Source organism: Desulforamulus putei DSM 12395, from assembly GCF_900129195.1.
Lineage (GTDB): Bacteria > Bacillota > Desulfotomaculia > Desulfotomaculales > Desulfotomaculaceae > Desulfotomaculum > Desulfotomaculum putei.
Window position 1 is genome coordinate 90109 of record NZ_FQUY01000006.1, and the last position, 17984, is coordinate 108092.

A 17984-nucleotide genomic window follows, 5' to 3' on the forward strand; every position below is an offset into this window, starting at 1 on the left:
ATCCACCCGCTACTTCAGGAAACCCTGGTAACTCCGCATCAGCAGGTGAGATTCAATCTGCTTCATCGTATCTAAAGCAACACCCACCACGATCAAGAGAGCAGTGCCGCCAAAGTATACGTTGGGAATACGGGTTAAGGCCAGTATGATGTTGGGCAGGATGGCGATTAATGCCAGAAACACAGCTCCGGCCAGGGTAATCCTGCTCATAATTCTACTGATATATTCGGCAGTAGAACGTCCGGGACGCAGTCCGGGAATAAAGCCACCATACTTTTTAATGTTTTCTGCCATGTCCAGAGGGTTCATAATGACTGCAGTGTAGAAATATGTGAAACCGATGATCAACATGGCATAGATGATGCTGTTTAAAACCCCGCCCCAGGCAAACCACTTTAAGTACCAGTCTGCCACAGCATTACCGGCAAACCAGGAAGCAATTTGACCCGGGAACATTAAAAGTGAAGAGGCAAAGATAATAGGAATTACACCGGCCTGGTTCACTTTTAACGGCAGGTGGGAAGTCTGACCGCCGTATACGCGACGACCTACAACCCGCTTGGCATACTGCACAGGGATCCGGCGCTGGCCTTCCTGTACAGCAACTACGGCAGCTATGACCAGCGCACCGATAACCACCAGTGCCAGAACACTCAGGATATTGACGGTGCCAGCTTTCAGGTACTGGCCGATGCTGACAATGGCTGCCGGTATCCTGGAGACAATACCCGCAAAGATCAGCAGGGAAATACCGTTGCCAATACCTTTCTCAGTGATCTGTTCGCCAATCCACATCAACAATACAGTACCGGCCGTAAAGGTGATGGCTACCAGCAGGTAGTTAAAAACGGTGGGGTGAACCAGCGCACCCTTCAGGGCCACGGACATACCGATGGCCTGAATAAAAGCCAGCACGGCGGTGAAGTAACGGGTGTACTGGGTAATCTTCTTGCGCCCCTCTTCCCCTTCTTTGGCCAATCTCTCCAGGTGAGGAATGACCACCGTCAGGAGCTGCATGATGATGGAGGCGTTAATGTAGGGAGTGATACTCATGGCAAAAATACTTGCCCTTTTGAATGCACCCCCGGAGATGACATCAAAGAAACCAAGCAGTTGGCCCTTGGTTAATAAATCCGCAAAGGCGTCCGGGTTAATACCGGGCACCGGGATATGTGCGCCCACCCGGAACAGAAACAGCATCGCCAGAGTAAAAAGCAGCTTGCTCCGCAGTTCGTCCAGTTTGAACGCAGTTTTCAGGCTGTTTAACACCCTTAGATCACCTCGGCTTTTCCGCCAGCAGCGGCAATCTTCTCAGCAGCCGACTTACTAAAGGCGTGCACTTTCACGGTTAAAGCTTTTTCCAGGTTACCGTCGCCCAGAATCTTTACACCGTCGCCGATCTTCTTAATTACACCTGCTTCTAATAATTTTTCGGGAGTTACTTCAGTGCCGGGTTCGAACACATTCAGAGCATCCACGTTAATGGCAGTAATCTTCTTCTTGAAAATATTGGTGAAGCCCCTCTTAGGGAACCGGCGCTGTAAAGGCATTTGACCGCCTTCAAAACCGGGGCGTACACCGCCGCCTGATCTTGCTTTTTGACCCTTATGACCTCTGCCGGCAGTTTTACCTAAACCGGAGCCGATACCCTGCCCCTTACGGGTTGCCTTTTTTCTTGCTCCGGGGGCCGGTCTTAATTCATGGAGATTCAACCGGTACACCTCCTTTAGGCTTCCTCAACCTTAACCAGGTGAGCCACTTTATTGATCATTCCCCTGATGACGGGAGAATCCGTTTTTTCCACTACACTATTGGTCTTACCTAAGCCAAGGGCGCGGACAACTTTCCGCTGTGCCTCAGGCCTGCCGATAAGACTGCGAACCAGTGTAATTTTCAGCTTGGCCATTGTCCGTCCCCCTAACCTAACAATTCTTCCACGGTCTTACCACGTAACCGGGCCACTTCCTCGGGAGTCTTAAGTTGCTTAAGACCTTCCATGGTGGCGTTAACCATGTTATTGGCATTGTTGGAGCCTAGGGACTTGGTTAAGATATCCCGTACTCCGGCCAGTTCCAGGATCGCACGCACAGGACCGCCGGCGATAACACCGGTACCTTTAGCAGCAGGCTTCATTAAAACCTTTCCTGCGCCAAAACGACCCAGCACCTCATGGGTAATGGTGGTTCCGTTTAAGGGCACTTTAATCAGGTTTTTCTTGGCATCTTCAACTCCCTTGCGAATCGCTTCGGGAACTTCAGCAGCTTTTCCTAAACCGGCGCCTACGTGGCCGTTGCCATCGCCGACAACCACCAGAGCAGAGAAGCTAAAACGCCGACCACCCTTTACAACCTTGGCAACACGGTTTATATACACAACCTTTTCGGTTAGTTCCAATTTGCTGGCGTCAATTCTTGCCATGAGTCGTTGCTTCCCTCCTTTGTCTCAAGACTAGAAGTCCAACCCTGCTTCTCTGGCGCCTTCTGCCAGAGCTTTTACACGACCGTGGTAGATGTAGCCTGCACGGTCAAATACAACTTTTTTGATTCCTTTTTCCAGGGCTTTTTTACCGATTAAATTACCAACAGCTTTAGCAGCCTCAACGTTGCCGCCGTTTTTCAGTTGACCCTTTAATTCCGGCGATAGGGTTGAAGCAGCAACCACGGTCACGCCAGTTTCATCGTTGATGAGTTGGGCATAGATATTGTTCAGGCTGCGGAACACATTAAGACGAGGTCTTTCCGCTGTGCCCACAATCTTATTCCGTACTCTGCGACGACGCTTTGCACGTATCGCTTTACGGTCAGTTTTGGTAAGCAACCGAGTTCAACTCCTTCCCTATTTCTTACCTTTACCGCCGGCTTTACCGGCCTTGCGGCGGATGACTTCGCCTTCGTATTTGATACCCTTGCCTTTGTACGGTTCGGGCTCGCGCACGGCACGAATATTGGCTGCCAATTGGCCCACTGCTTGTTTGTCGGCTCCTTTGACAGAAATTTTCGTGGGAGCCGGCACTTCGATCTCGATTCCTGCCGGGGGTTCAATTTCAACCGGGTGAGAATAACCGACGGTCAATACCAGCTTATTCCCTTGTTTGGCAGCACGGTAACCAACGCCGACCAGTTCCAGATTGCGCTGGAAGCCTTTGGTCACACCTTCCACCATATTGCTTAACAGGGTGCGGGTTAAACCATGCAGAGCCCGGTGGTTTTTCGCATCACTGGGGCGTTCAACCACCAGATTGCCTTCTTCCAGTTTAATAATCATATCCCGGTGGACTTCCCGTTCCAGTTGACCTTTGGGACCTTTTACTTTGACTACGTTCCCATCAATCTGAATGTCAACCCCCTGCGGTACCGGAATGGGTTTTTTACCAATCCTGGACATCTATCACACCTCCTGTTACGAACGCTACCAGACGTAGCAAACAACCTCGCCGCCCAGACCGGCCTGACGCGCTTGTTTGTCGGTCATGATTCCTTGTGATGTAGAGACGATTGCGATACCCAGTCCGCCCAATACTTTGGGGATCTGGTCTTTCTTGGCGTACACCCGCAGCCCGGGTTTGGAAATTCTCTTCAAACCGGTGATCACGCGCTGCTTGTTGTTGCCATATTTTAGATAAATTCTGATGATACCTTGTTTACCATCATCTATGGTTTCGTAATCTTTGATGTAGCCCTCTTGCTTTAGGATTTCAGCAATAGCCTTTTTAACGTTGGAGGCCGGGGCTTCTACTTTATCATGGTAAACAGTGTTAGCATTGCGAATTCTTGTTAGGAAATCCGCAATGGGATCAGTCATGACCATGTGATGCAACCTCCTTCCTGATTACCAGCTGGCTTTCTTGACTCCAGGAATCTCTCCACGATAGGAAAGTTCACGGAAGCAGATACGGCAAACGCCAAACTTTCTCATATAGCCGTGGGGCCGACCACACAGTTTGCAACGATTATGGGCACGCACTGCGAATTTCGGTGGTCTTTTTGATTTTTCGATCATAGATTTTTTGGCCATCGAATACCCTCCTTTACCGGAAGTTAGCTAGCTTTAACAAAGGGCATGCCCATCAGTCTCAGCAGCTCTCTGGCTTCTTCATCGGTCTTGGCGGTGGTTACGAAGGTAATGTCCATACCGCGCACTTTGTCAATTTTATCGTATTCAATTTCCGGGAAGATGAGCTGTTCCTTCAGGCCCAGGGTGTAGTTACCACGACCGTCAAAGGATTTATCTGATACTCCACGGAAGTCTCTTACCCGGGGCAGTGCAATGTTAAACAGCTTATCAACAAATTCGTACATCCGCTCACCACGCAGGGTTACCTTGGCGCCAATGGTCATACCTGCACGGAGTTTAAAGGCAGCAATGGACTTCTTGGCTTTGGTGGTGATGGGGCGTTGTCCGGTAATAGCCATCAGGTCGCCAACGGCTGCGTCTACGGCTTTACTGTTTTGAATAGCTTCGCCCAAACCAATATTTATAACAACTTTTTCTACTTTAGGTACCTGCATTATATTTTTGTAACCGAACTTTTGCATTAAGGCCGGTACAACTTCTTTCAGGTATTTTTCCTTTAGCCTTGCCACGTGTTCTCCTCCTTTCCGGCGCTCAAGTTAGCTGAGTGTTTCCCCGCAATGCTTGCAAACCCGTTCTTTATTGCCGTTGTCCAGTATTTTCTTCTTGATTCTGGTGGGTTTGTTGCATTTGGAGCAATACAGCATAACGTTAGAGCTATGGATGGGGGCCTCTTTTTCCACAATGCCTCCTTGAGGCATCTGGGGAGTGGCCTTCCGGTGACGCTTTACAATGTTTACGCCTTCAACGATCACACGGCTTTGGGCCGGTTCTACGGATATTACTTTACCCTTTTTGCCGGCATCTTTACCGGTGATGACAAGAACAGTATCGCCCTTGCGAACGTGAACTTTCGGCATGTAGTACATACACCTCCTGTTTGAGGTGAGAGGTGGGAAGATAGAGGTTGGATCGATTTTCTCTCCTACCACTCTTACCTCTTGCTTGGTCCGACTAGATAACTTCAGGTGCAAGTGAAACGATTTTCATAAAGTCCTTTTCACGCAGCTCCCGGGCCACAGGTCCAAAGATACGTGTACCCCTGGGGGTTTTATCGTCTTTAATGATGACAGCTGCGTTCTCATCGAACTTGATGTAGGAACCGTCCGGACGGCGAACTTCCTTGTTGGTACGTACAACTACGCACTTAACCACATCACCTTTTTTAACAACGCCGCCGGGTGTAGCTTCTTTAACGGAAGCAATGATGATATCGCCAACGCTTGCATAACGACGCAGGGATCCGCCCAGCACACGGATGCACATCAATTTACGGGCCCCCGTGTTATCAGCAGCTTTCAAGATGGTTTGCACTTGAATCATGGAATAAACCTCCCTTCGTACCCGGTATCAGCCAGAACCTTACAGTTGTTCGGCCCGTTCCAGGATTTCAATCACACGCCAGCGCTTTTCCTTGGACAGCGGGCGGGTTTCCATGATACGAACAGTATCGCCGATACGGCAGCTGTTTTCTTCATCATGGGCTTTAAATTTCTTAGTCTTACGAATGGTGCGGTTATACAGTGGGTGGCGAACACGATCCTCTACTGCTACAACAACAGTTTTATCCATTTTATCGCTGACCACTTTACCCTGGCGAACTTTACGCATATTACGCCCTTGCTCCACCATCGTACCTCCTTCCTGGTCGATGACAATTTACCGGATTTACTGGCTTAGCGAATGCCCAGTCTTCTCTCGGTCTGAATGGTTTTCAAACGGGCAATTTTCCGTTTGCACTCTTTAATTTTCATGGGGTTATCCAATTGTCCGGTTGCCAATTGAAATCTTAATTTAAAGAGTTCGTCTTTGGAGTCATCTATCTTCTTAGCCAATTCGGCATCAGTAAGATCTCTGATTTCCTTAGCTTTCATTGGCTTCACCTACTTCCCCACGTTTTACAAACTTGCACTTAACGGGCAATTTATGCATGGCCAGGCGCATAGCTTCGCGGGCAGTTGCTTCGGGAACGCCGGCAACTTCAAACATAATACGGCCTGGCTTGACAATAGCCACCCAGTGTTCCGGCGCACCTTTACCGGAACCCATACGAGTTTCAGCCGGTTTCTGGGTGATCGGCTTATCCGGGAAGATGCGAATCCATACTTTACCACCACGTTTAATATAACGGGTCATGGCAATACGAGCAGCTTCGATTTGACGGTTCGTGATCCAACCTGCCTCCAGGGCCTGGATTCCGTATTCGCCGAAGCTTACTTCTCTACCGCCTTTCGTAACACCGCCGTTACCACGGGGACGGTGCTGCTTGCGGTACTTAACCCTTTTCGGAATAAGCATCGGTTACTCGCCTCCTTGACCGGCTGCGGTTTTCTTCGCTTCCGGTAAAACTTCTCCTTTGTAGATCCATACTTTTACGCCAATTTTACCGTAGGTAGTATTGGCTTCGGCAAATCCATAGTCAATGTCTGCACGCAGGGTGTGGAGGGGTACTTTGCCTTCGCTGTACCATTCGGTACGGGCGATTTCCGCTCCGGCCAGACGGCCGCTGCAGGCAATCTTTATACCCTTGGCGCCCAGCCTTAAAGCACGCTGTACAGTTTGTTTCATAGCACGGCGGAAAGCCACGCGCTTTTCCAACTGGGCAGCAATGTTCTCAGCCACCAGTTGAGCGTCTGTTTCCGGCGTCTTGATCTCTACGATATTCACATGAACTTGCTTACCGGTCATTTTTTCCAGCTCTTTTCTCAGAGCTTCTACTTCCGCACCGCCGCGACCGATCACAATACCCGGCTTGGCAGTGTGAATGGAGACCTTGACCCGGTTGGCAGCCCGTTCAATTTGAGTTTTGGCAATACCGGCCTGGTAAAGCTTGCGCTTGATATACTCACGAATTTTTACGTCTTCGATCAGCAAATTGGAGTAATTGCGTTTATCAGCAAACCATTTACCTTCCCAGTCTTTGATTATGCCAATACGCAAACCCTTGGGGTTAACCTTCTGGCCCACGCAATTATCCCTCCTTTTTGTCCGAAACCACTACGGTAATGTGGCTGGTTCTTCTTTTAATGATATCCGCACGGCCCATGGCTCTGGGCATTACACGCTTCAGGCTGGGTCCCTGATCTACGTAAATTTTAGATATTACCAATTCATCTTTATCCATATCATAGTTGTGTTCCGCGTTAGCAGCAGCAGATTTGACTACCTTGGTCACAGCAGCGGCAGCTTTGTTAGGGGTATAGCGCAAGATTGCTAAAGCCTCGTTTAACTTTTTACCCCGAATCAAATCTACTACCATGCGGGCTTTACGCGGGGATACGCGGATAAATTTGGCGACTGCTCTCGCTTCCATCGTTTAGCCCCCTCTTGTGGTTACTTAAGCGCAGTGGAACGCTCGGTATGAGCACCGTGTCCCCTGTAGGTGCGGGTAGGTGCAAATTCACCTAATTTGTGTCCGACCATATCTTCAGTGATATATACCGGGATATGTTTACGGCCATCATATACGGCGATGGTGTGGCCGATCATCTGCGGAAAGATGGTGGAACGGCGGGACCAGGTCTTGATAACCTTCTTTTCGCCCTTCTCATTCATCTGCTCAACTTTTTTTAACAGGTGATCGTCAATAAACGGTCCTTTTTTAAGAGAACGAGCCATTATGAACCTCCTTCCGGATCATGTTCATGTTCCATACTCACGGGGCCGGGTGTATTGCAGCCCCTGTTGTTTTACTTACTGCGGCGTTTGACGATCAGGCGATCGCTCTTCTTCTTGCCACGGGTCTTAACACCCATTGCAGGTTTACCCCAGGGAGTAGAGGGTTGACGACCGATTGGGTTACGTCCTTCACCACCACCGTGGGGGTGATCAACGGGGTTCATAACTTTACCGCGAACAGTGGGCCTGATGCCCATGTGACGGGCCCGACCGGCTTTACCGATGGTAATGTTTTCGTGTTCCAGGTTCCCTACCTGACCAACGGTGGCCCGGCAGTCCTGCAGCACCAGACGCATTTCGCCGGAAGGCAGACGCAGGTTGGCATACTTCCCTTCCTTGGCCATCAACTGGGCAGCAGCGCCGGCGGAACGAACCATTTGAGCGCCGGCTCCGGGATACAGTTCAACGTTGTGGACCATGGTACCAACGGGAATGTTGCGTAACGGCAAGCAGTTACCGACTTTAATGTCTGCGTTGGGACCGGATTCAACGGTCATACCCACTTCCAGTCCTACAGGAGCGATAATATAACGTTTTTCGCCGTCCACGTAATGCAGCAGGGCAATACGGGCGGAACGGTTGGGATCATATTCAATGGCTGCAACTTTGGCAGGGATGCCGTCCTTGTTGCGTTTGAAATCAATAATGCGGTACATCCGCTTGTGGCCACCACCCTGGTGCCGAACGGTGATCCGGCCCTGGGCGTTGCGTCCTCCGGTCTTCTTTAGAGGCTCCAGCAGAGATTTTTCAGGTTCGGTCTTGGTGATCTCGCTAAAGTCGGAGACGGTAACAAACCGGCGGCCAGGTGAGGTAGGTTTATAATTTTTTACTGCCACCTGGGCTTCCCTCCTTACAGTCCTTCAAAGATCTCGATCTTGTCGCCTTCTCTCAAGGTAACAATGGCTTTTTTGCGTTCAGGGGTTCTGCCGGTGAATTGGCGCACACGCTTGAGTTTGCCTTTCACCCGCATGGTGTTAACCTTTTCTACCTTGACCTTGAAGATTTCCTCAACAGCCTTTTTGATTTCGGTTTTGTTAGCATTCAGATCAACAATAAATGTATACTTGTTATCGGCTAATAAACCGGTACTTTTTTCGGTAACCACCGGCTTGATGAGGATGTCGCGCGGATTTTTCATTACGCCAGCACCTCCTCGATCTTAGCGACGGCGTCCTTGGTGATAACCAGTTTGGTATATTTTAACAGGTCATATACGTTAACGCCTTCAGCTTTTAAGGGTTTAACACCCTCGATGTTGCGAGCGGACTTTTCAACGTTGACATCACGCTCGGCAGTTACAACCAGCGCCTTTTTAGCGTTCAGGTTGTTCAGGATGCGGACCATTTCTTTGGTTTTGGGAGCTTCCAGGGTAAGAGTATCCAGCACGATAATATTGTCGCTCTTCACCTTGCTGGAAAGGGCCGACTTAAGGGCCAGGCGACGCACTTTCTTGGGCAAAGAATAGGAGTAATCGCGGGGATGGGGTCCGAAGACGATACCACCCTTGCGCCAGATGGGAGATCTGGTGGAGCCTGCTCTTGCGCGGCCGGTGCCCTTTTGACGCCAGGGTTTGCGTCCGCCGCCCCTAACCTCCGCTCTGGTTTTGGTGTCATGAGTACCTTGACGTTGGTTGGCAAGCTGCATGGTTACGGCATCATGCAGGACAGACTCGTGGGGCTCAATGCCGAACACTTCGTCCTTCAGCTCCACTTCGCCCACCTGTTCGCCGTTAACGTTATATAAAGCTACTTTAGGCATTGGATTCACAGTCCTCCTTTCGCTGCGCCACCGCTACTTGGCCTTGACGCTGTTTTTAATCAGTAACAGGCCGCCCCTTGGGCCGGGTACTGCACCTTTAATGGCAAGTAAGTTGCGTTCGGCATCCACTTTGACGACTTCCAGGTTTTGTACGGTTACCCGTTCAACACCATAGTGTCCGGGAAGCTTTCTGCCTTTAAAGGTTCGAGCAGGGCCTTTGGCTGCGGAGGAACCGGGCCGACGGTGATACTTGGAGCCATGGGCCATGGGTCCGCGGTGGAAGTTGTGACGTTTGATGCCACCGGCAAAACCGCGTCCTTTGGAAGTTCCTACAACGTCCACCTTTTCGCCTTCGGCAAAGATGTCCGCTTTGATTTCTTGACCGACTTGATATTCATCGAGGTTTTCTACCTTGATTTCCCGTAAGAAACGCACCGGGCGAACGCCTGCCTTGGCCAGATGACCCTTCATGGGTTTATTAATTAAGTTTTCGCGTTTCTCGCCAAAGCCCAACTGAATGGCGCTGTAACCGTCATTCTCGGGAGTTTTCTTTTGTACGACCAAGCAGGGGCCGGCTTCCACAACGGTTACCGGAATGGCAACGCCTGCTTCATTAAAGATTTGGGTCATGCCCACTTTTTTGCCAAGAATACCCTTTGGCATGGCAAAACACCTCCTGTTATAGTCAGAGGTTAGAAGCCCGTGGGTCCCCCCAGGGCTTCTAACATACACTCTCGGGGTCAATCTACAGCTTTATTTCAATATCCACGCCGGCAGGCAGGTCCAGGCGCATCAGAGCATCAACAGTCTTCGGGGTGGGCTCCAGGATATCGATTAAACGCTTATGCACACGCATTTCAAACTGTTCCCGGGAGTCTTTATTTACGTGGGGGGAACGCAAAATGGTGTAAACGCTTCTTTCGGTAGGCAGGGGTACAGGACCTGCCACCTGCGCACCGGTCCGCTTGGCGGTTTCAACAATTTTGCCGGCGGACTGGTCAAGCATTTGATGATCAAAGGCCTTCAGTCTGATTCTGATCTTTTGGTTTTTCATGGTCTTATTCTCCCTTCGTCCGATTGTGCGGACTGCTCCGTGAAAATTACCTCAGGGTGCGAGCAACCTTCCACTTCATCGCTAGTCTAACTCGAAGTTCGGCCTTCGTTCCAGGCGGTCCCCGGGACTGCTTTTACGAACGGCCAACTTCGCATCTTAAACCTGAAATTTATTCGCGGATAGCGGTTACAACACCGGCGCCAACGGTACGGCCGCCTTCACGGATAGCAAAACGCAATCCTTCTTCGATGGCGATGGGGGTGATCAGGTCAACCTTCATCTTGATGTTGTCGCCGGGCATTACCATTTCTACGCCTTCAGGCAGTTGTACTACACCGGTTACGTCGGTGGTCCGGAAGTAGAACTGGGGACGATAGCCGTTGAAGAACGGGGTGTGACGTCCGCCTTCTTCTTTGGTCAGTACGTACACTTCTGCTTCGTACTTGGTGTGGGGCTTGATGCTGCCGGGCTTCGCCAGTACCTGACCACGCTCGATTTCTTTGCGGTCCACGCCGCGCAGCAGGCAACCAATGTTGTCGCCGGCCTGGGCAAAGTCTAACAGCTTGCGGAACATTTCCACACCGGTTACAACGGTCTTACGAGGCTTGTCGTTCAGACCTACAATCTCTACTTCGTCCTGTACTTTAACGGTACCACGCTCTACACGACCGGTAGCAACGGTACCGCGGCCAGTGATGGAGAACACGTCTTCTACGGGCATCAGGAACGGCTTATCTACATCACGCTCGGGAGTGGGAATGTAGGAGTCCACAGCGTCCATCAGTTCCCAGATCTTGCCGCACCATTCGCACTCGCGCTTGCCGCAGCCGCACTCCAGGGCTTTCAGGCCGGAACCGGCAATAATGGGAGTGTCATCGCCGGGGAATTCATAGGAGTTCAGCAGTTCGCGCACTTCCATGTCCACCAGCTCGAGCAGTTCGGGGTCGTCAACCATGTCAGCTTTGTTCAGGAAAACAACGATGTAAGGTACGCCTACCTGGCGGGACAGCAGGATGTGCTCACGGGTCTGGGGCATCGGGCCGTCGGCAGCGGATACAACCAGGATGGCGCCGTCCATTTGAGCAGCCCCGGTGATCATGTTTTTAACATAGTCAGCGTGACCCGGGCAGTCAACGTGGGCATAGTGACGGTTGGCGGTTTCGTATTCTACGTGGGCGGTGTTAATGGTGATACCGCGCTCACGCTCTTCGGGAGCGTTGTCAATTTCGTCGTAACGCTTAACTTGAGCGCCGCCGACGGTAGACAGAACTACAGTAATAGCAGCGGTCAGAGTGGTTTTACCGTGGTCAACGTGACCGATGGTACCAATGTTTACGTGGGGTTTGGTACGTTCGAATTTAGCCTTCGCCATGAGTTAAATTCTCCTCCTCCATTATTCAGGAATTTAGCCAGAGATTCTTTCATCTCTAAAGTTATTTCCAGAATTAAGCATAGTTTATACCTATTAACTGAAAATCCATTGCTAGATTCGATAAGAAATGCAAAAATCCTTCTTTTTTCAGACATTTCTTTTTGGTCATTGGCTACCAAAGACAAAGAACCTATCCTACAGGACAGGTTCTTTGTCTTTGGTAGCGGTGACTGGATTCGAACCAGTGACACCACGGGTATGAACCGTGTGCTCTGACCAACTGAGCTACACCGCCATATGAAATTGGAGCTGCTAACCGGGATTGAACCGGTGACCTTATCCTTACCAAGGATACGCTCTACCTACTGAGCTATAGCAGCATTTGGTTGCGGGAGAGGGACTTGAACCCTCGACCTTCGGGTTATGAGCCCGACGAGCTACCAACTGCTCTATCCCGCGTCAACATTTTATATTATATCACAGACGATGCATGTAAAGCAAGACATTTTGTCTGGCCAAAAATTACTGCAGTTATCGTCTGTGCTATAATCTGGTGGAGGGAGAAGGATTCGAACCTTCGAAGGCGTTCGCCGGCAGATTTACAGTCTGCTCCCTTTGGCCACTCGGGAATCCCTCCGAATTTTATTGGAGCCGACGATGGGACTCGAACCCGCAACCTGCTGATTACAAGTCAGCTGCTCTACCAATTGAGCTACGTCGGCATCGAACATTGATTATAATAGCAGATGTAGCACCCGGTGTCAACACCCGCGGCCATGTATTGTTTGGTAATATTAGCGATTTTTAACTCAAAAATTTTTTAACCTTAAATAAAGGTAAAACGCATTACCATGTAGTATTTATCTCTATAAAACCAGTTGACCGGTTAACTAGGCTTCCCGTTTTTCCAGGTATCTTTCCAGCTTGCGTTTCACCCTTTGCAGGGCATTGTCAATGGATTTAACATGCCGGTTTAAATCTTCGGCAATTTCCTGGTAGGACTTTCCTTCCAGGTAAGACATAAGAACCTTCCATTCCAGAGAACTTAATATTTCACCCATTTTCTCTTCGATATCATCAAATTCCTCCCGGCTGATGATGAGTTCCTCGGGGTCGGTAATTTTAGACCCAGAAATCACATCCAGCAGGGTACGGTCTGAATCTTCATCATAAATAGGTTTATTTAATGATACATAAGAGTTTAGCGGTATATGCTTTTGTCTGGTTGCTGTTTTGATGGCCGTAATAATCTGCCTGGTGATGCACAGTTCAGCAAAGGCACGAAAAGAAGAAAGTTTGTCCATGCGAAAGTCGCGAATGGCTTTATAAAGTCCGATCATGCCCTCCTGAATGATATCTTCTCTGTCGGCTCCGATAAGGAAATATGAGCGGGCTTTTGCACGCACAAAGTTTTTATATTTATTAATCAAGTACTCCAGCGCTGCGTCGTCGCCCTCACGCGCAAACTCAACGACATCCTCATCTACCATAATCTGATATCCGCCGGAAACTTCTCTTTGTGCATTTGAACTCAAAACTATCGCCCCCGCTTTCTTGTCTCTAGGAAACCACCAAACAGTCAGAAAAGCATGACTACGCTGTACCTTTCAGGCACACCTTCAGTGTTGTGTCCAGGAGTCTGTACACCCGTGGTTACGAGGAACCCGGTAGCTACAAGCCCCCCGCAAGGGTACGCTTTTCTTTTACCTGTTAATTGCAAAAGACGTAAAGTCTTACCATGGCACCCGGGGTCTGATTCACCCATCCGCGAAAGCAGCTAAACAATTAACTGCTTAAGTTACATGACTAATTATAGCCTATGTTAAAAAGGCTCGTCAAGGCAAAATAAAGCCAAGCCTTGCGGACTTTAGTTCTTGCTGCGTCGCCATTTTTCCAGTATTTTTCGGATATCCTCGGGCAGCTTGTCTTCCAAATACCCCTCGGTGGGATTGGGTTTGTTAAACTCCTCTTCCCGCCGCCGGTTGACCTTCATCACCTGCCCCCTGAACTCCTTCGGCGTTAAACGGTAGGCCCCCCGGCCAAAGATAATCCGTTGTTCATCCCAGTCGGAAGTCACGACGTAGACAGTTCCCTGTTTTCCTAGGTCCCCAACAATCCTTTCAATTAACGAGTCAGCGGTTTCTCCTTCCTGGGTATAAAACACTTCTATGCCATGAACCATTTCGCGGTGTTCTATCCCTCGTTTAACAAGGTGGGCGTCAAATACCACCTTGACCGAACCCCCGTCAAAACCGGCAAAGTTGGCCAGGATGTGAATGAGCTTGTCCCTGCAGTGGTCCAGTCCGCTGTCGATCATACCCTCAAATTCCGGCCAGGCATGAATGATGTTATACCCGTCCACCACATAAAATTCCTGCATGGACCAACCCTACCCTCTCTGGCGTACCACCTCATATATCAATAATGCAGCTGCCACCGAGGCATTGAGTGATCCAACGTGACCCGCCATCGGCAAACGAACCAGCATATCACATCGCTCTTTGATCAGCCTGCCAATGCCCTTTCCTTCACCGCCAATAACCAGCAGCAGCGGACCGGTCAGTTTTGCCTCCCAATAAACTTCGGGGCCCTCCATATCCGCCCCCACAACCCATATCCCCCTGTCTTTTAACTGTCGGATGGTTTGATCCAGGTTGGTTACCCGGGCCACCGGAACATATTCCACCGCACCCGCCGAGGCTTTGGCCACAGTGGAGGTCAAGGCTACAGACCTTCTCTGGGGTATGATGACGCCATGGGCGCCGGCGGCATCCACCGTACGAAGAATAGCCCCCAGGTTATGGGGATCGTTAATTTCGTCCAGCATCACGATGAAGGGATCTTCTCCCCTAGCGCCGGCAATCTCTAAAATGTCTTCCACTTCCACATATTCTTTGGCAGCAGCATAAGCAACTATTCCCTGGTGGGGGATTCCCGGGTTTAATTTGTCCAGGTTGGTTCGTTCAACCATCTGTACCGGAACATTTTTCTCCCTGGCCAAGTTCATGATCTCGGACAAGGGGCCGGCACCTGTTCCCTTTGCTACTATGATTTTATTTATGGGACGTCCTGCACGAAGGGCCTCCCTTACCGGATTTCTTCCGGCAATGATTTCACTCACAAGATTCCCTCCCATGGTGCTTAGACTAAATTAGATTCGTTGCAACAACCACTTCAGCCACAAAGTTAAAATCAGCCCACCCAGTGCCGATAATATTCCCAGGAATAACAATCTTTTACGGCGGGAAAGCACTCCAATGACTCCCAAAGTCAGAGCAATACCCCACAGTGCAAGGATTATAAAAGGGAGTGTTTTCATATCTTTTCCCCTATCTCATCAAATTTATTAAAGCGGACAAGCACCACCACAACGCTCGCAACCTTTGGTTCTTTGGCCGAAAATACATGTACTATGTTCCCCTCTGTATTTTGCAATCTCCAGATCAACCGCATCGTCTTTAAGTATATGAATATCAATAATATGCGCAGCAATGCGAGCTGCTTTGACTGCCTCTATGGTAGATTCTATAGTTGGTGTTCCTCCTGTATGTTCTTCACGAGTAACAGCAGCAAGTATATGCGCACATCCTTCAAGACCGAGCAATGTTGCGCCAATGGCGGCAGACACATGGTCCATTCCAATTGCAATATCTGTAGGAATTGGTCCAAGAGGCATCACAGGAAAATTACCCTCTCGCAGTATGGAAGCTATTTTTTTAATATCTTCTGGCCTTGCATGGCCCGGGGATTCAATAATAACCCCAACACCATCCTTTGCAATCTTTTTAGCTAAATCTAGCTGAAATCTAATTTCTTTTTGTTGAGCCTCGTCATTGGAGTCAAAAATATTTGCCGAACGAAAAGTCGTCCCAATACTTATTACCGTCCCGTATTTTTTAGCCGCAGATATTAATTCCGGTAATATAGTTAAATAAACATTATCTTGCTTCCACCCTTTGATTGCGGCATCCTGAAGAACAATCCCTCCGCCACGAGAGGTACAAGGTACCAAACGTTTTTGAGACAGTTCAAAAAGCTCTTTTGTTGGGGTTGGGTGGATGGTTATGATTCCTACACCCTGTTCCATTTGTTCTAGGCAAATATCAAGAAGTTCATCTGAGGAGATTCCCCTGTTCCCAAATCTTACTACATAAACCGGAACAGTCGCAGCAATACAACCAGTCTCCATAATAATCTGTAACCATAAGGGTTTTTTATTTCTTAATCTTATTATACTCAAGTCGCTTATTATATCTGGACCATCTAACATGGAGCTTAATAATTCAATTTTTCGTAATTGTAACTTATAACAATCCTCGTTATTTGCTCCTATTAAGGCTGCCACTAAGGTTTTTCTCTTTCTACCCGCCTCGATCCACCCATTTTTAAATCTCAGTTTAACTATAGATGTATCCTTTATCGATGTAGAATTTTTTCTATACATGAAATAACATCCTCAGTTTTAACACAAAAACGTTTTGCCTTTTCAAAATAATCCTTATCAACTTGTTCCAAAAAGTCCGATATTTCCCGGTCCCCAAGAATTTGTTTCATAAATTCAGTCTCTTTTTGTGCTACCGGAATTATTTTGCATTTAAATGCTCTGGCAATTTCAAACTCTACAGAAGTACCAATCCCCCCGTCAAATACAACCACTACTTGGGTGGCATTAAAAAGCTTGGCCCTCAATCTTTTTAACTCTGGGATTAACTTCGGATTATCTGAAAAATCAGGGTTAGCTGCATAAGGATTAGGGAAAGTGTGGAGTCGTTCAGTAATGTCCATTTTCCGTTCTATACATTCTTCTGTAAATGACGCCACAACATCGCTCCCTATCCCAGAAGATTGACCACTGTGTAATACTATATTTTTTATATTTGCAAGACGTTTACCAATCTCCCGTGCCATCGGGTCACTCACTTTATGTGACCCCGTACAATAAACTGTATTACCACGAGATTTACTACTAACTTCAAATAAAACCTCTTTTAATTCATCGTAATGATCAATTAATACACAATTTATACCAAAACGCCTTAAGTCTTTACACCAAAGAAGCTGTCTTTTTTCTTCTTCTTTATTTTTTTTATTTCCTTTAATCCTGTCCAAGACCATAAAGTGTTCTTGAGTTGCTCTTTGACAAAGACGTCTAGCTTCCACCATAATGTTTCTTAAATTAGGATCTCTGTAACTATATCCAATAAATAAAAATGATTTGGTAGATAAATCGTTTTCTAATCTTTTTGCAGTAGCTGGTCGATTTACCAGAAAGTCTTCATAGTCTTCTTGAGTTATAACTAATTCGTTCTGAGGTGAACTACTAATGCAACCGTGCATTTTAATGAGTTCAATTTGATGCTTTAAGACTGGTCGTGAAATAGCACCATCATTATTCTTAACGACCAAATCAAAATTTCTAAACGCCTTTTCGAGAAGTGTGTCATAATTTGTGGTCCAAATGGTTGATATTCTAGTAAGAGTGAGTGCCTGATGGTATATATTTAGGGCGTATTCTTTATTTAAACAACGAATAATTTCATTAATTAGCGGTCCTCTATTTCCTGCATATAAGTTAACTATATATTGAGCAATCAAGGGTAGCTCGTCATCTCTTTTAATTTGTATGCCCAAATTTTCAGAAAAAGGTTGAAGTAACCCATACCAATCTACACCACAGGACTCCTTTGATATTCCGCTTCCAACAAAGATTGCACCACGGTTTTCATATAAAGCTTTTGAAAACCTATTTATTAAATACTTCTTATCACAAATCACATGTTCCCTCCTCCTATAATGGTTTTAGAACCACCGGACAACCAAAATTCCAGTTCGGGAACTATGTGGGATGGTCCGGATGGTTAGGGAACCGGTTCCCCCCCCCAGCTTTATGGTGATGGGTTCTCGCAGCAGCTCATTCCTTGCCCCGCAAAGGCTTACCTGGACCAGATTCCATCTGGTGAACATAACAAAGGGAGAAAACGTTTATTGCGGCCTTTTTTAGCTTTTGATGCCCAAAAATTTCCATTTTTTCGCAAAACAGGGGCTTGAAAT

At 48.1% G+C, this 17984-nt stretch carries 28 protein-coding genes and 5 tRNA genes; all 33 read right to left on the reverse strand.

Going from position 1 to position 17984, the window contains the following annotated elements; translation table 11 throughout:
* Positions 1 to 9: 9 nt before the first annotated feature.
* Positions 10 to 1269 carry a preprotein translocase subunit SecY gene (secY, locus tag BUB67_RS05855; RefSeq protein WP_073237203.1) on the reverse strand — a complete coding sequence of 420 codons (1260 nt, stop codon included), beginning with the start codon at positions 1267 to 1269 and terminating at the stop codon, positions 10 to 12.
* Between the two features lie 2 nt (positions 1270 to 1271).
* Positions 1272 to 1712: a 50S ribosomal protein L15 gene (rplO, locus tag BUB67_RS05860; protein ID WP_073237207.1), complete on the reverse strand. Its 441-nt coding sequence runs from the start codon at positions 1710 to 1712 to the stop codon at positions 1272 to 1274.
* A gap of 14 nt (positions 1713 to 1726) precedes the next feature.
* Complete coding sequence (gene rpmD, locus BUB67_RS05865) at positions 1727 to 1906, reverse strand: 50S ribosomal protein L30 (RefSeq protein ID WP_073237209.1); 180 nt, start codon at positions 1904 to 1906, stop codon at positions 1727 to 1729.
* A gap of 11 nt (positions 1907 to 1917) precedes the next feature.
* Positions 1918 to 2418 carry a 30S ribosomal protein S5 gene (gene rpsE / locus BUB67_RS05870; RefSeq protein WP_073237212.1) on the reverse strand — a complete coding sequence of 167 codons (501 nt, stop codon included), beginning with the start codon at positions 2416 to 2418 and terminating at the stop codon, positions 1918 to 1920.
* 30 nt (positions 2419 to 2448) lie between these two features.
* Positions 2449 to 2817 carry a 50S ribosomal protein L18 gene (rplR, locus tag BUB67_RS05875; protein WP_073237217.1) on the reverse strand — a complete coding sequence of 123 codons (369 nt, stop codon included), beginning with the start codon at positions 2815 to 2817 and terminating at the stop codon, positions 2449 to 2451.
* 18 nt (positions 2818 to 2835) lie between these two features.
* On the reverse strand, positions 2836 to 3384 hold the full coding sequence (rplF, locus tag BUB67_RS05880) for a 50S ribosomal protein L6 (protein WP_073237220.1): 549 nt from the start codon (positions 3382 to 3384) through the stop codon (positions 2836 to 2838).
* 24 nt (positions 3385 to 3408) lie between these two features.
* Positions 3409 to 3807 carry a 30S ribosomal protein S8 gene (rpsH, locus tag BUB67_RS05885; protein WP_073237222.1) on the reverse strand — a complete coding sequence of 133 codons (399 nt, stop codon included), beginning with the start codon at positions 3805 to 3807 and terminating at the stop codon, positions 3409 to 3411.
* A 21-nt stretch (positions 3808 to 3828) separates the two neighbouring features.
* The gene (locus BUB67_RS05890) at positions 3829 to 4014 is read right to left on the reverse strand and encodes a type Z 30S ribosomal protein S14 (RefSeq protein WP_073237225.1); all 186 of its coding nucleotides are present in this window, start codon (positions 4012 to 4014) and stop codon (positions 3829 to 3831) included.
* A gap of 23 nt (positions 4015 to 4037) precedes the next feature.
* Complete coding sequence (gene rplE, locus BUB67_RS05895) at positions 4038 to 4583, reverse strand: 50S ribosomal protein L5 (protein ID WP_073237229.1); 546 nt, start codon at positions 4581 to 4583, stop codon at positions 4038 to 4040.
* Between the two features lie 27 nt (positions 4584 to 4610).
* Positions 4611 to 4931 carry a 50S ribosomal protein L24 gene (rplX, locus tag BUB67_RS05900; protein ID WP_073237232.1) on the reverse strand — a complete coding sequence of 107 codons (321 nt, stop codon included), beginning with the start codon at positions 4929 to 4931 and terminating at the stop codon, positions 4611 to 4613.
* A 94-nt stretch (positions 4932 to 5025) separates the two neighbouring features.
* Positions 5026 to 5394, reverse strand: coding sequence for a 50S ribosomal protein L14 (gene rplN, locus BUB67_RS05905; RefSeq protein ID WP_008410868.1), 369 nt, complete (start codon positions 5392 to 5394; stop codon positions 5026 to 5028).
* Positions 5395 to 5433: 39 nt separating this feature from the next.
* On the reverse strand, positions 5434 to 5703 hold the full coding sequence (gene rpsQ, locus BUB67_RS05910) for a 30S ribosomal protein S17 (protein ID WP_073237235.1): 270 nt from the start codon (positions 5701 to 5703) through the stop codon (positions 5434 to 5436).
* 44 nt (positions 5704 to 5747) lie between these two features.
* Positions 5748 to 5945: a 50S ribosomal protein L29 gene (gene rpmC, locus BUB67_RS05915; RefSeq protein WP_073237238.1), complete on the reverse strand. Its 198-nt coding sequence runs from the start codon at positions 5943 to 5945 to the stop codon at positions 5748 to 5750.
* Positions 5935 to 6369 carry a 50S ribosomal protein L16 gene (gene rplP, locus BUB67_RS05920; RefSeq protein ID WP_008410864.1) on the reverse strand — a complete coding sequence of 145 codons (435 nt, stop codon included), beginning with the start codon at positions 6367 to 6369 and terminating at the stop codon, positions 5935 to 5937. Before rplP ends, rpmC begins: the two co-directional genes overlap by 11 nt.
* A 3-nt stretch (positions 6370 to 6372) precedes the next feature.
* Entirely contained in the window at positions 6373 to 7038 is a 666-nt protein-coding gene (gene rpsC, locus BUB67_RS05925; RefSeq protein WP_073237242.1) for a 30S ribosomal protein S3, read from the reverse strand.
* 4 nt (positions 7039 to 7042) lie between these two features.
* On the reverse strand, positions 7043 to 7384 hold the full coding sequence (gene rplV / locus BUB67_RS05930) for a 50S ribosomal protein L22 (RefSeq protein WP_073237245.1): 342 nt from the start codon (positions 7382 to 7384) through the stop codon (positions 7043 to 7045).
* A gap of 20 nt (positions 7385 to 7404) precedes the next feature.
* Complete coding sequence (rpsS, locus tag BUB67_RS05935) at positions 7405 to 7689, reverse strand: 30S ribosomal protein S19 (protein ID WP_073237248.1); 285 nt, start codon at positions 7687 to 7689, stop codon at positions 7405 to 7407.
* Positions 7690 to 7760: 71 nt separating this feature from the next.
* On the reverse strand, positions 7761 to 8585 hold the full coding sequence (gene rplB, locus BUB67_RS05940) for a 50S ribosomal protein L2 (protein ID WP_073237253.1): 825 nt from the start codon (positions 8583 to 8585) through the stop codon (positions 7761 to 7763).
* A gap of 14 nt (positions 8586 to 8599) precedes the next feature.
* Positions 8600 to 8887, reverse strand: coding sequence for a 50S ribosomal protein L23 (gene rplW / locus BUB67_RS05945; protein ID WP_073237256.1), 288 nt, complete (start codon positions 8885 to 8887; stop codon positions 8600 to 8602).
* Complete coding sequence (rplD, locus tag BUB67_RS05950) at positions 8887 to 9507, reverse strand: 50S ribosomal protein L4 (protein WP_073237259.1); 621 nt, start codon at positions 9505 to 9507, stop codon at positions 8887 to 8889. The genes rplW and rplD overlap by 1 nt, the downstream gene beginning before the upstream one ends.
* A 33-nt stretch (positions 9508 to 9540) precedes the next feature.
* The gene (rplC, locus tag BUB67_RS05955) at positions 9541 to 10170 is read right to left on the reverse strand and encodes a 50S ribosomal protein L3 (protein ID WP_073237263.1); all 630 of its coding nucleotides are present in this window, start codon (positions 10168 to 10170) and stop codon (positions 9541 to 9543) included.
* 82 nt (positions 10171 to 10252) lie between these two features.
* Positions 10253 to 10561, reverse strand: coding sequence for a 30S ribosomal protein S10 (gene rpsJ / locus BUB67_RS05960; RefSeq protein WP_073237268.1), 309 nt, complete (start codon positions 10559 to 10561; stop codon positions 10253 to 10255).
* A gap of 169 nt (positions 10562 to 10730) precedes the next feature.
* Positions 10731 to 11933, reverse strand: coding sequence for an elongation factor Tu (gene tuf / locus BUB67_RS05965; protein ID WP_073237273.1), 1203 nt, complete (start codon positions 11931 to 11933; stop codon positions 10731 to 10733).
* A gap of 218 nt (positions 11934 to 12151) precedes the next feature.
* Positions 12152 to 12228 (reverse strand) — tRNA-Met (locus BUB67_RS05970).
* A gap of 9 nt (positions 12229 to 12237) precedes the next feature.
* A tRNA-Thr gene (locus BUB67_RS05975) sits at positions 12238 to 12313 on the reverse strand.
* Positions 12314 to 12316: 3 nt separating this feature from the next.
* Positions 12317 to 12392: transfer RNA gene (locus tag BUB67_RS05980), tRNA-Met, on the reverse strand.
* Between the two features lie 92 nt (positions 12393 to 12484).
* Positions 12485 to 12570, reverse strand: a tRNA-Tyr gene (locus BUB67_RS05985).
* 9 nt (positions 12571 to 12579) lie between these two features.
* A tRNA-Thr gene (locus tag BUB67_RS05990) sits at positions 12580 to 12655 on the reverse strand.
* Between the two features lie 168 nt (positions 12656 to 12823).
* Positions 12824 to 13468, reverse strand: coding sequence for an RNA polymerase sporulation sigma factor SigH (sigH, locus tag BUB67_RS05995; protein WP_073237277.1), 645 nt, complete (start codon positions 13466 to 13468; stop codon positions 12824 to 12826).
* 332 nt (positions 13469 to 13800) lie between these two features.
* On the reverse strand, positions 13801 to 14313 hold the full coding sequence (locus BUB67_RS06000; protein ID WP_073237280.1) for an NYN domain-containing protein: 513 nt from the start codon (positions 14311 to 14313) through the stop codon (positions 13801 to 13803).
* Between the two features lie 9 nt (positions 14314 to 14322).
* Positions 14323 to 15054: a 23S rRNA (guanosine(2251)-2'-O)-methyltransferase RlmB gene (gene rlmB / locus BUB67_RS06005; RefSeq protein WP_238456972.1), complete on the reverse strand. Its 732-nt coding sequence runs from the start codon at positions 15052 to 15054 to the stop codon at positions 14323 to 14325.
* A gap of 225 nt (positions 15055 to 15279) precedes the next feature.
* Positions 15280 to 16377 (reverse strand): phosphomethylpyrimidine synthase ThiC, encoded by a 1098-nt coding sequence (locus tag BUB67_RS06015; RefSeq protein WP_073237291.1) that lies wholly within the window; start codon positions 16375 to 16377, stop codon positions 15280 to 15282.
* The gene (locus BUB67_RS06020) at positions 16350 to 17708 is read right to left on the reverse strand and encodes an SIR2 family protein (RefSeq protein WP_143157012.1); all 1359 of its coding nucleotides are present in this window, start codon (positions 17706 to 17708) and stop codon (positions 16350 to 16352) included. The genes BUB67_RS06015 and BUB67_RS06020 overlap by 28 nt, the downstream gene beginning before the upstream one ends.
* Positions 17709 to 17984: the final 276 nt, after the last annotated feature.

Excerpts from the sequence above, each read along its gene's own strand:
- rplC (WP_073237263.1), bottom strand. The coding sequence starts at position 10,170 with ATGCCAAAGGGTATTCTTGGCAAAAAAGTGGGCATGACCCAAATCTTT.
- tuf (WP_073237273.1), bottom strand. The coding sequence starts at position 11,933 with ATGGCGAAGGCTAAATTCGAACGTACCAAACCCCACGTAAACATTGGT.
- rplD (WP_073237259.1), bottom strand. The coding sequence starts at position 9,507 with ATGCCTAAAGTAGCTTTATATAACGTTAACGGCGAACAGGTGGGCGAA.
- BUB67_RS06015 (WP_073237291.1), bottom strand. The coding sequence starts at position 16,377 with ATGTATAGAAAAAATTCTACATCGATAAAGGATACATCTATAGTTAAA.
- rplN (WP_008410868.1), bottom strand. The coding sequence starts at position 5,394 with ATGATTCAAGTGCAAACCATCTTGAAAGCTGCTGATAACACGGGGGCC.
- rplF (WP_073237220.1), bottom strand. The coding sequence starts at position 3,384 with ATGTCCAGGATTGGTAAAAAACCCATTCCGGTACCGCAGGGGGTTGAC.
- rplP (WP_008410864.1), bottom strand. The coding sequence starts at position 6,369 with ATGCTTATTCCGAAAAGGGTTAAGTACCGCAAGCAGCACCGTCCCCGT.
- rplX (WP_073237232.1), bottom strand. The coding sequence starts at position 4,931 with ATGCCGAAAGTTCACGTTCGCAAGGGCGATACTGTTCTTGTCATCACC.
- rpsH (WP_073237222.1), bottom strand. The coding sequence starts at position 3,807 with ATGGTCATGACTGATCCCATTGCGGATTTCCTAACAAGAATTCGCAAT.
- rpsE (WP_073237212.1), bottom strand. The coding sequence starts at position 2,418 with ATGGCAAGAATTGACGCCAGCAAATTGGAACTAACCGAAAAGGTTGTG.
- rpmD (WP_073237209.1), bottom strand. The coding sequence starts at position 1,906 with ATGGCCAAGCTGAAAATTACACTGGTTCGCAGTCTTATCGGCAGGCCT.
- BUB67_RS05890 (WP_073237225.1), bottom strand. The coding sequence starts at position 4,014 with ATGGCCAAAAAATCTATGATCGAAAAATCAAAAAGACCACCGAAATTC.
- rpsQ (WP_073237235.1), bottom strand. The coding sequence starts at position 5,703 with ATGGTGGAGCAAGGGCGTAATATGCGTAAAGTTCGCCAGGGTAAAGTG.
- rpmC (WP_073237238.1), bottom strand. The coding sequence starts at position 5,945 with ATGAAAGCTAAGGAAATCAGAGATCTTACTGATGCCGAATTGGCTAAG.
- rpsS (WP_073237248.1), bottom strand. The coding sequence starts at position 7,689 with ATGGCTCGTTCTCTTAAAAAAGGACCGTTTATTGACGATCACCTGTTA.
- rpsJ (WP_073237268.1), bottom strand. The coding sequence starts at position 10,561 with ATGAAAAACCAAAAGATCAGAATCAGACTGAAGGCCTTTGATCATCAA.
- BUB67_RS06000 (WP_073237280.1), bottom strand. The coding sequence starts at position 14,313 with ATGCAGGAATTTTATGTGGTGGACGGGTATAACATCATTCATGCCTGG.
- rplV (WP_073237245.1), bottom strand. The coding sequence starts at position 7,384 with ATGGAAGCGAGAGCAGTCGCCAAATTTATCCGCGTATCCCCGCGTAAA.
- rplW (WP_073237256.1), bottom strand. The coding sequence starts at position 8,887 with ATGAAAAATCCGCGCGACATCCTCATCAAGCCGGTGGTTACCGAAAAA.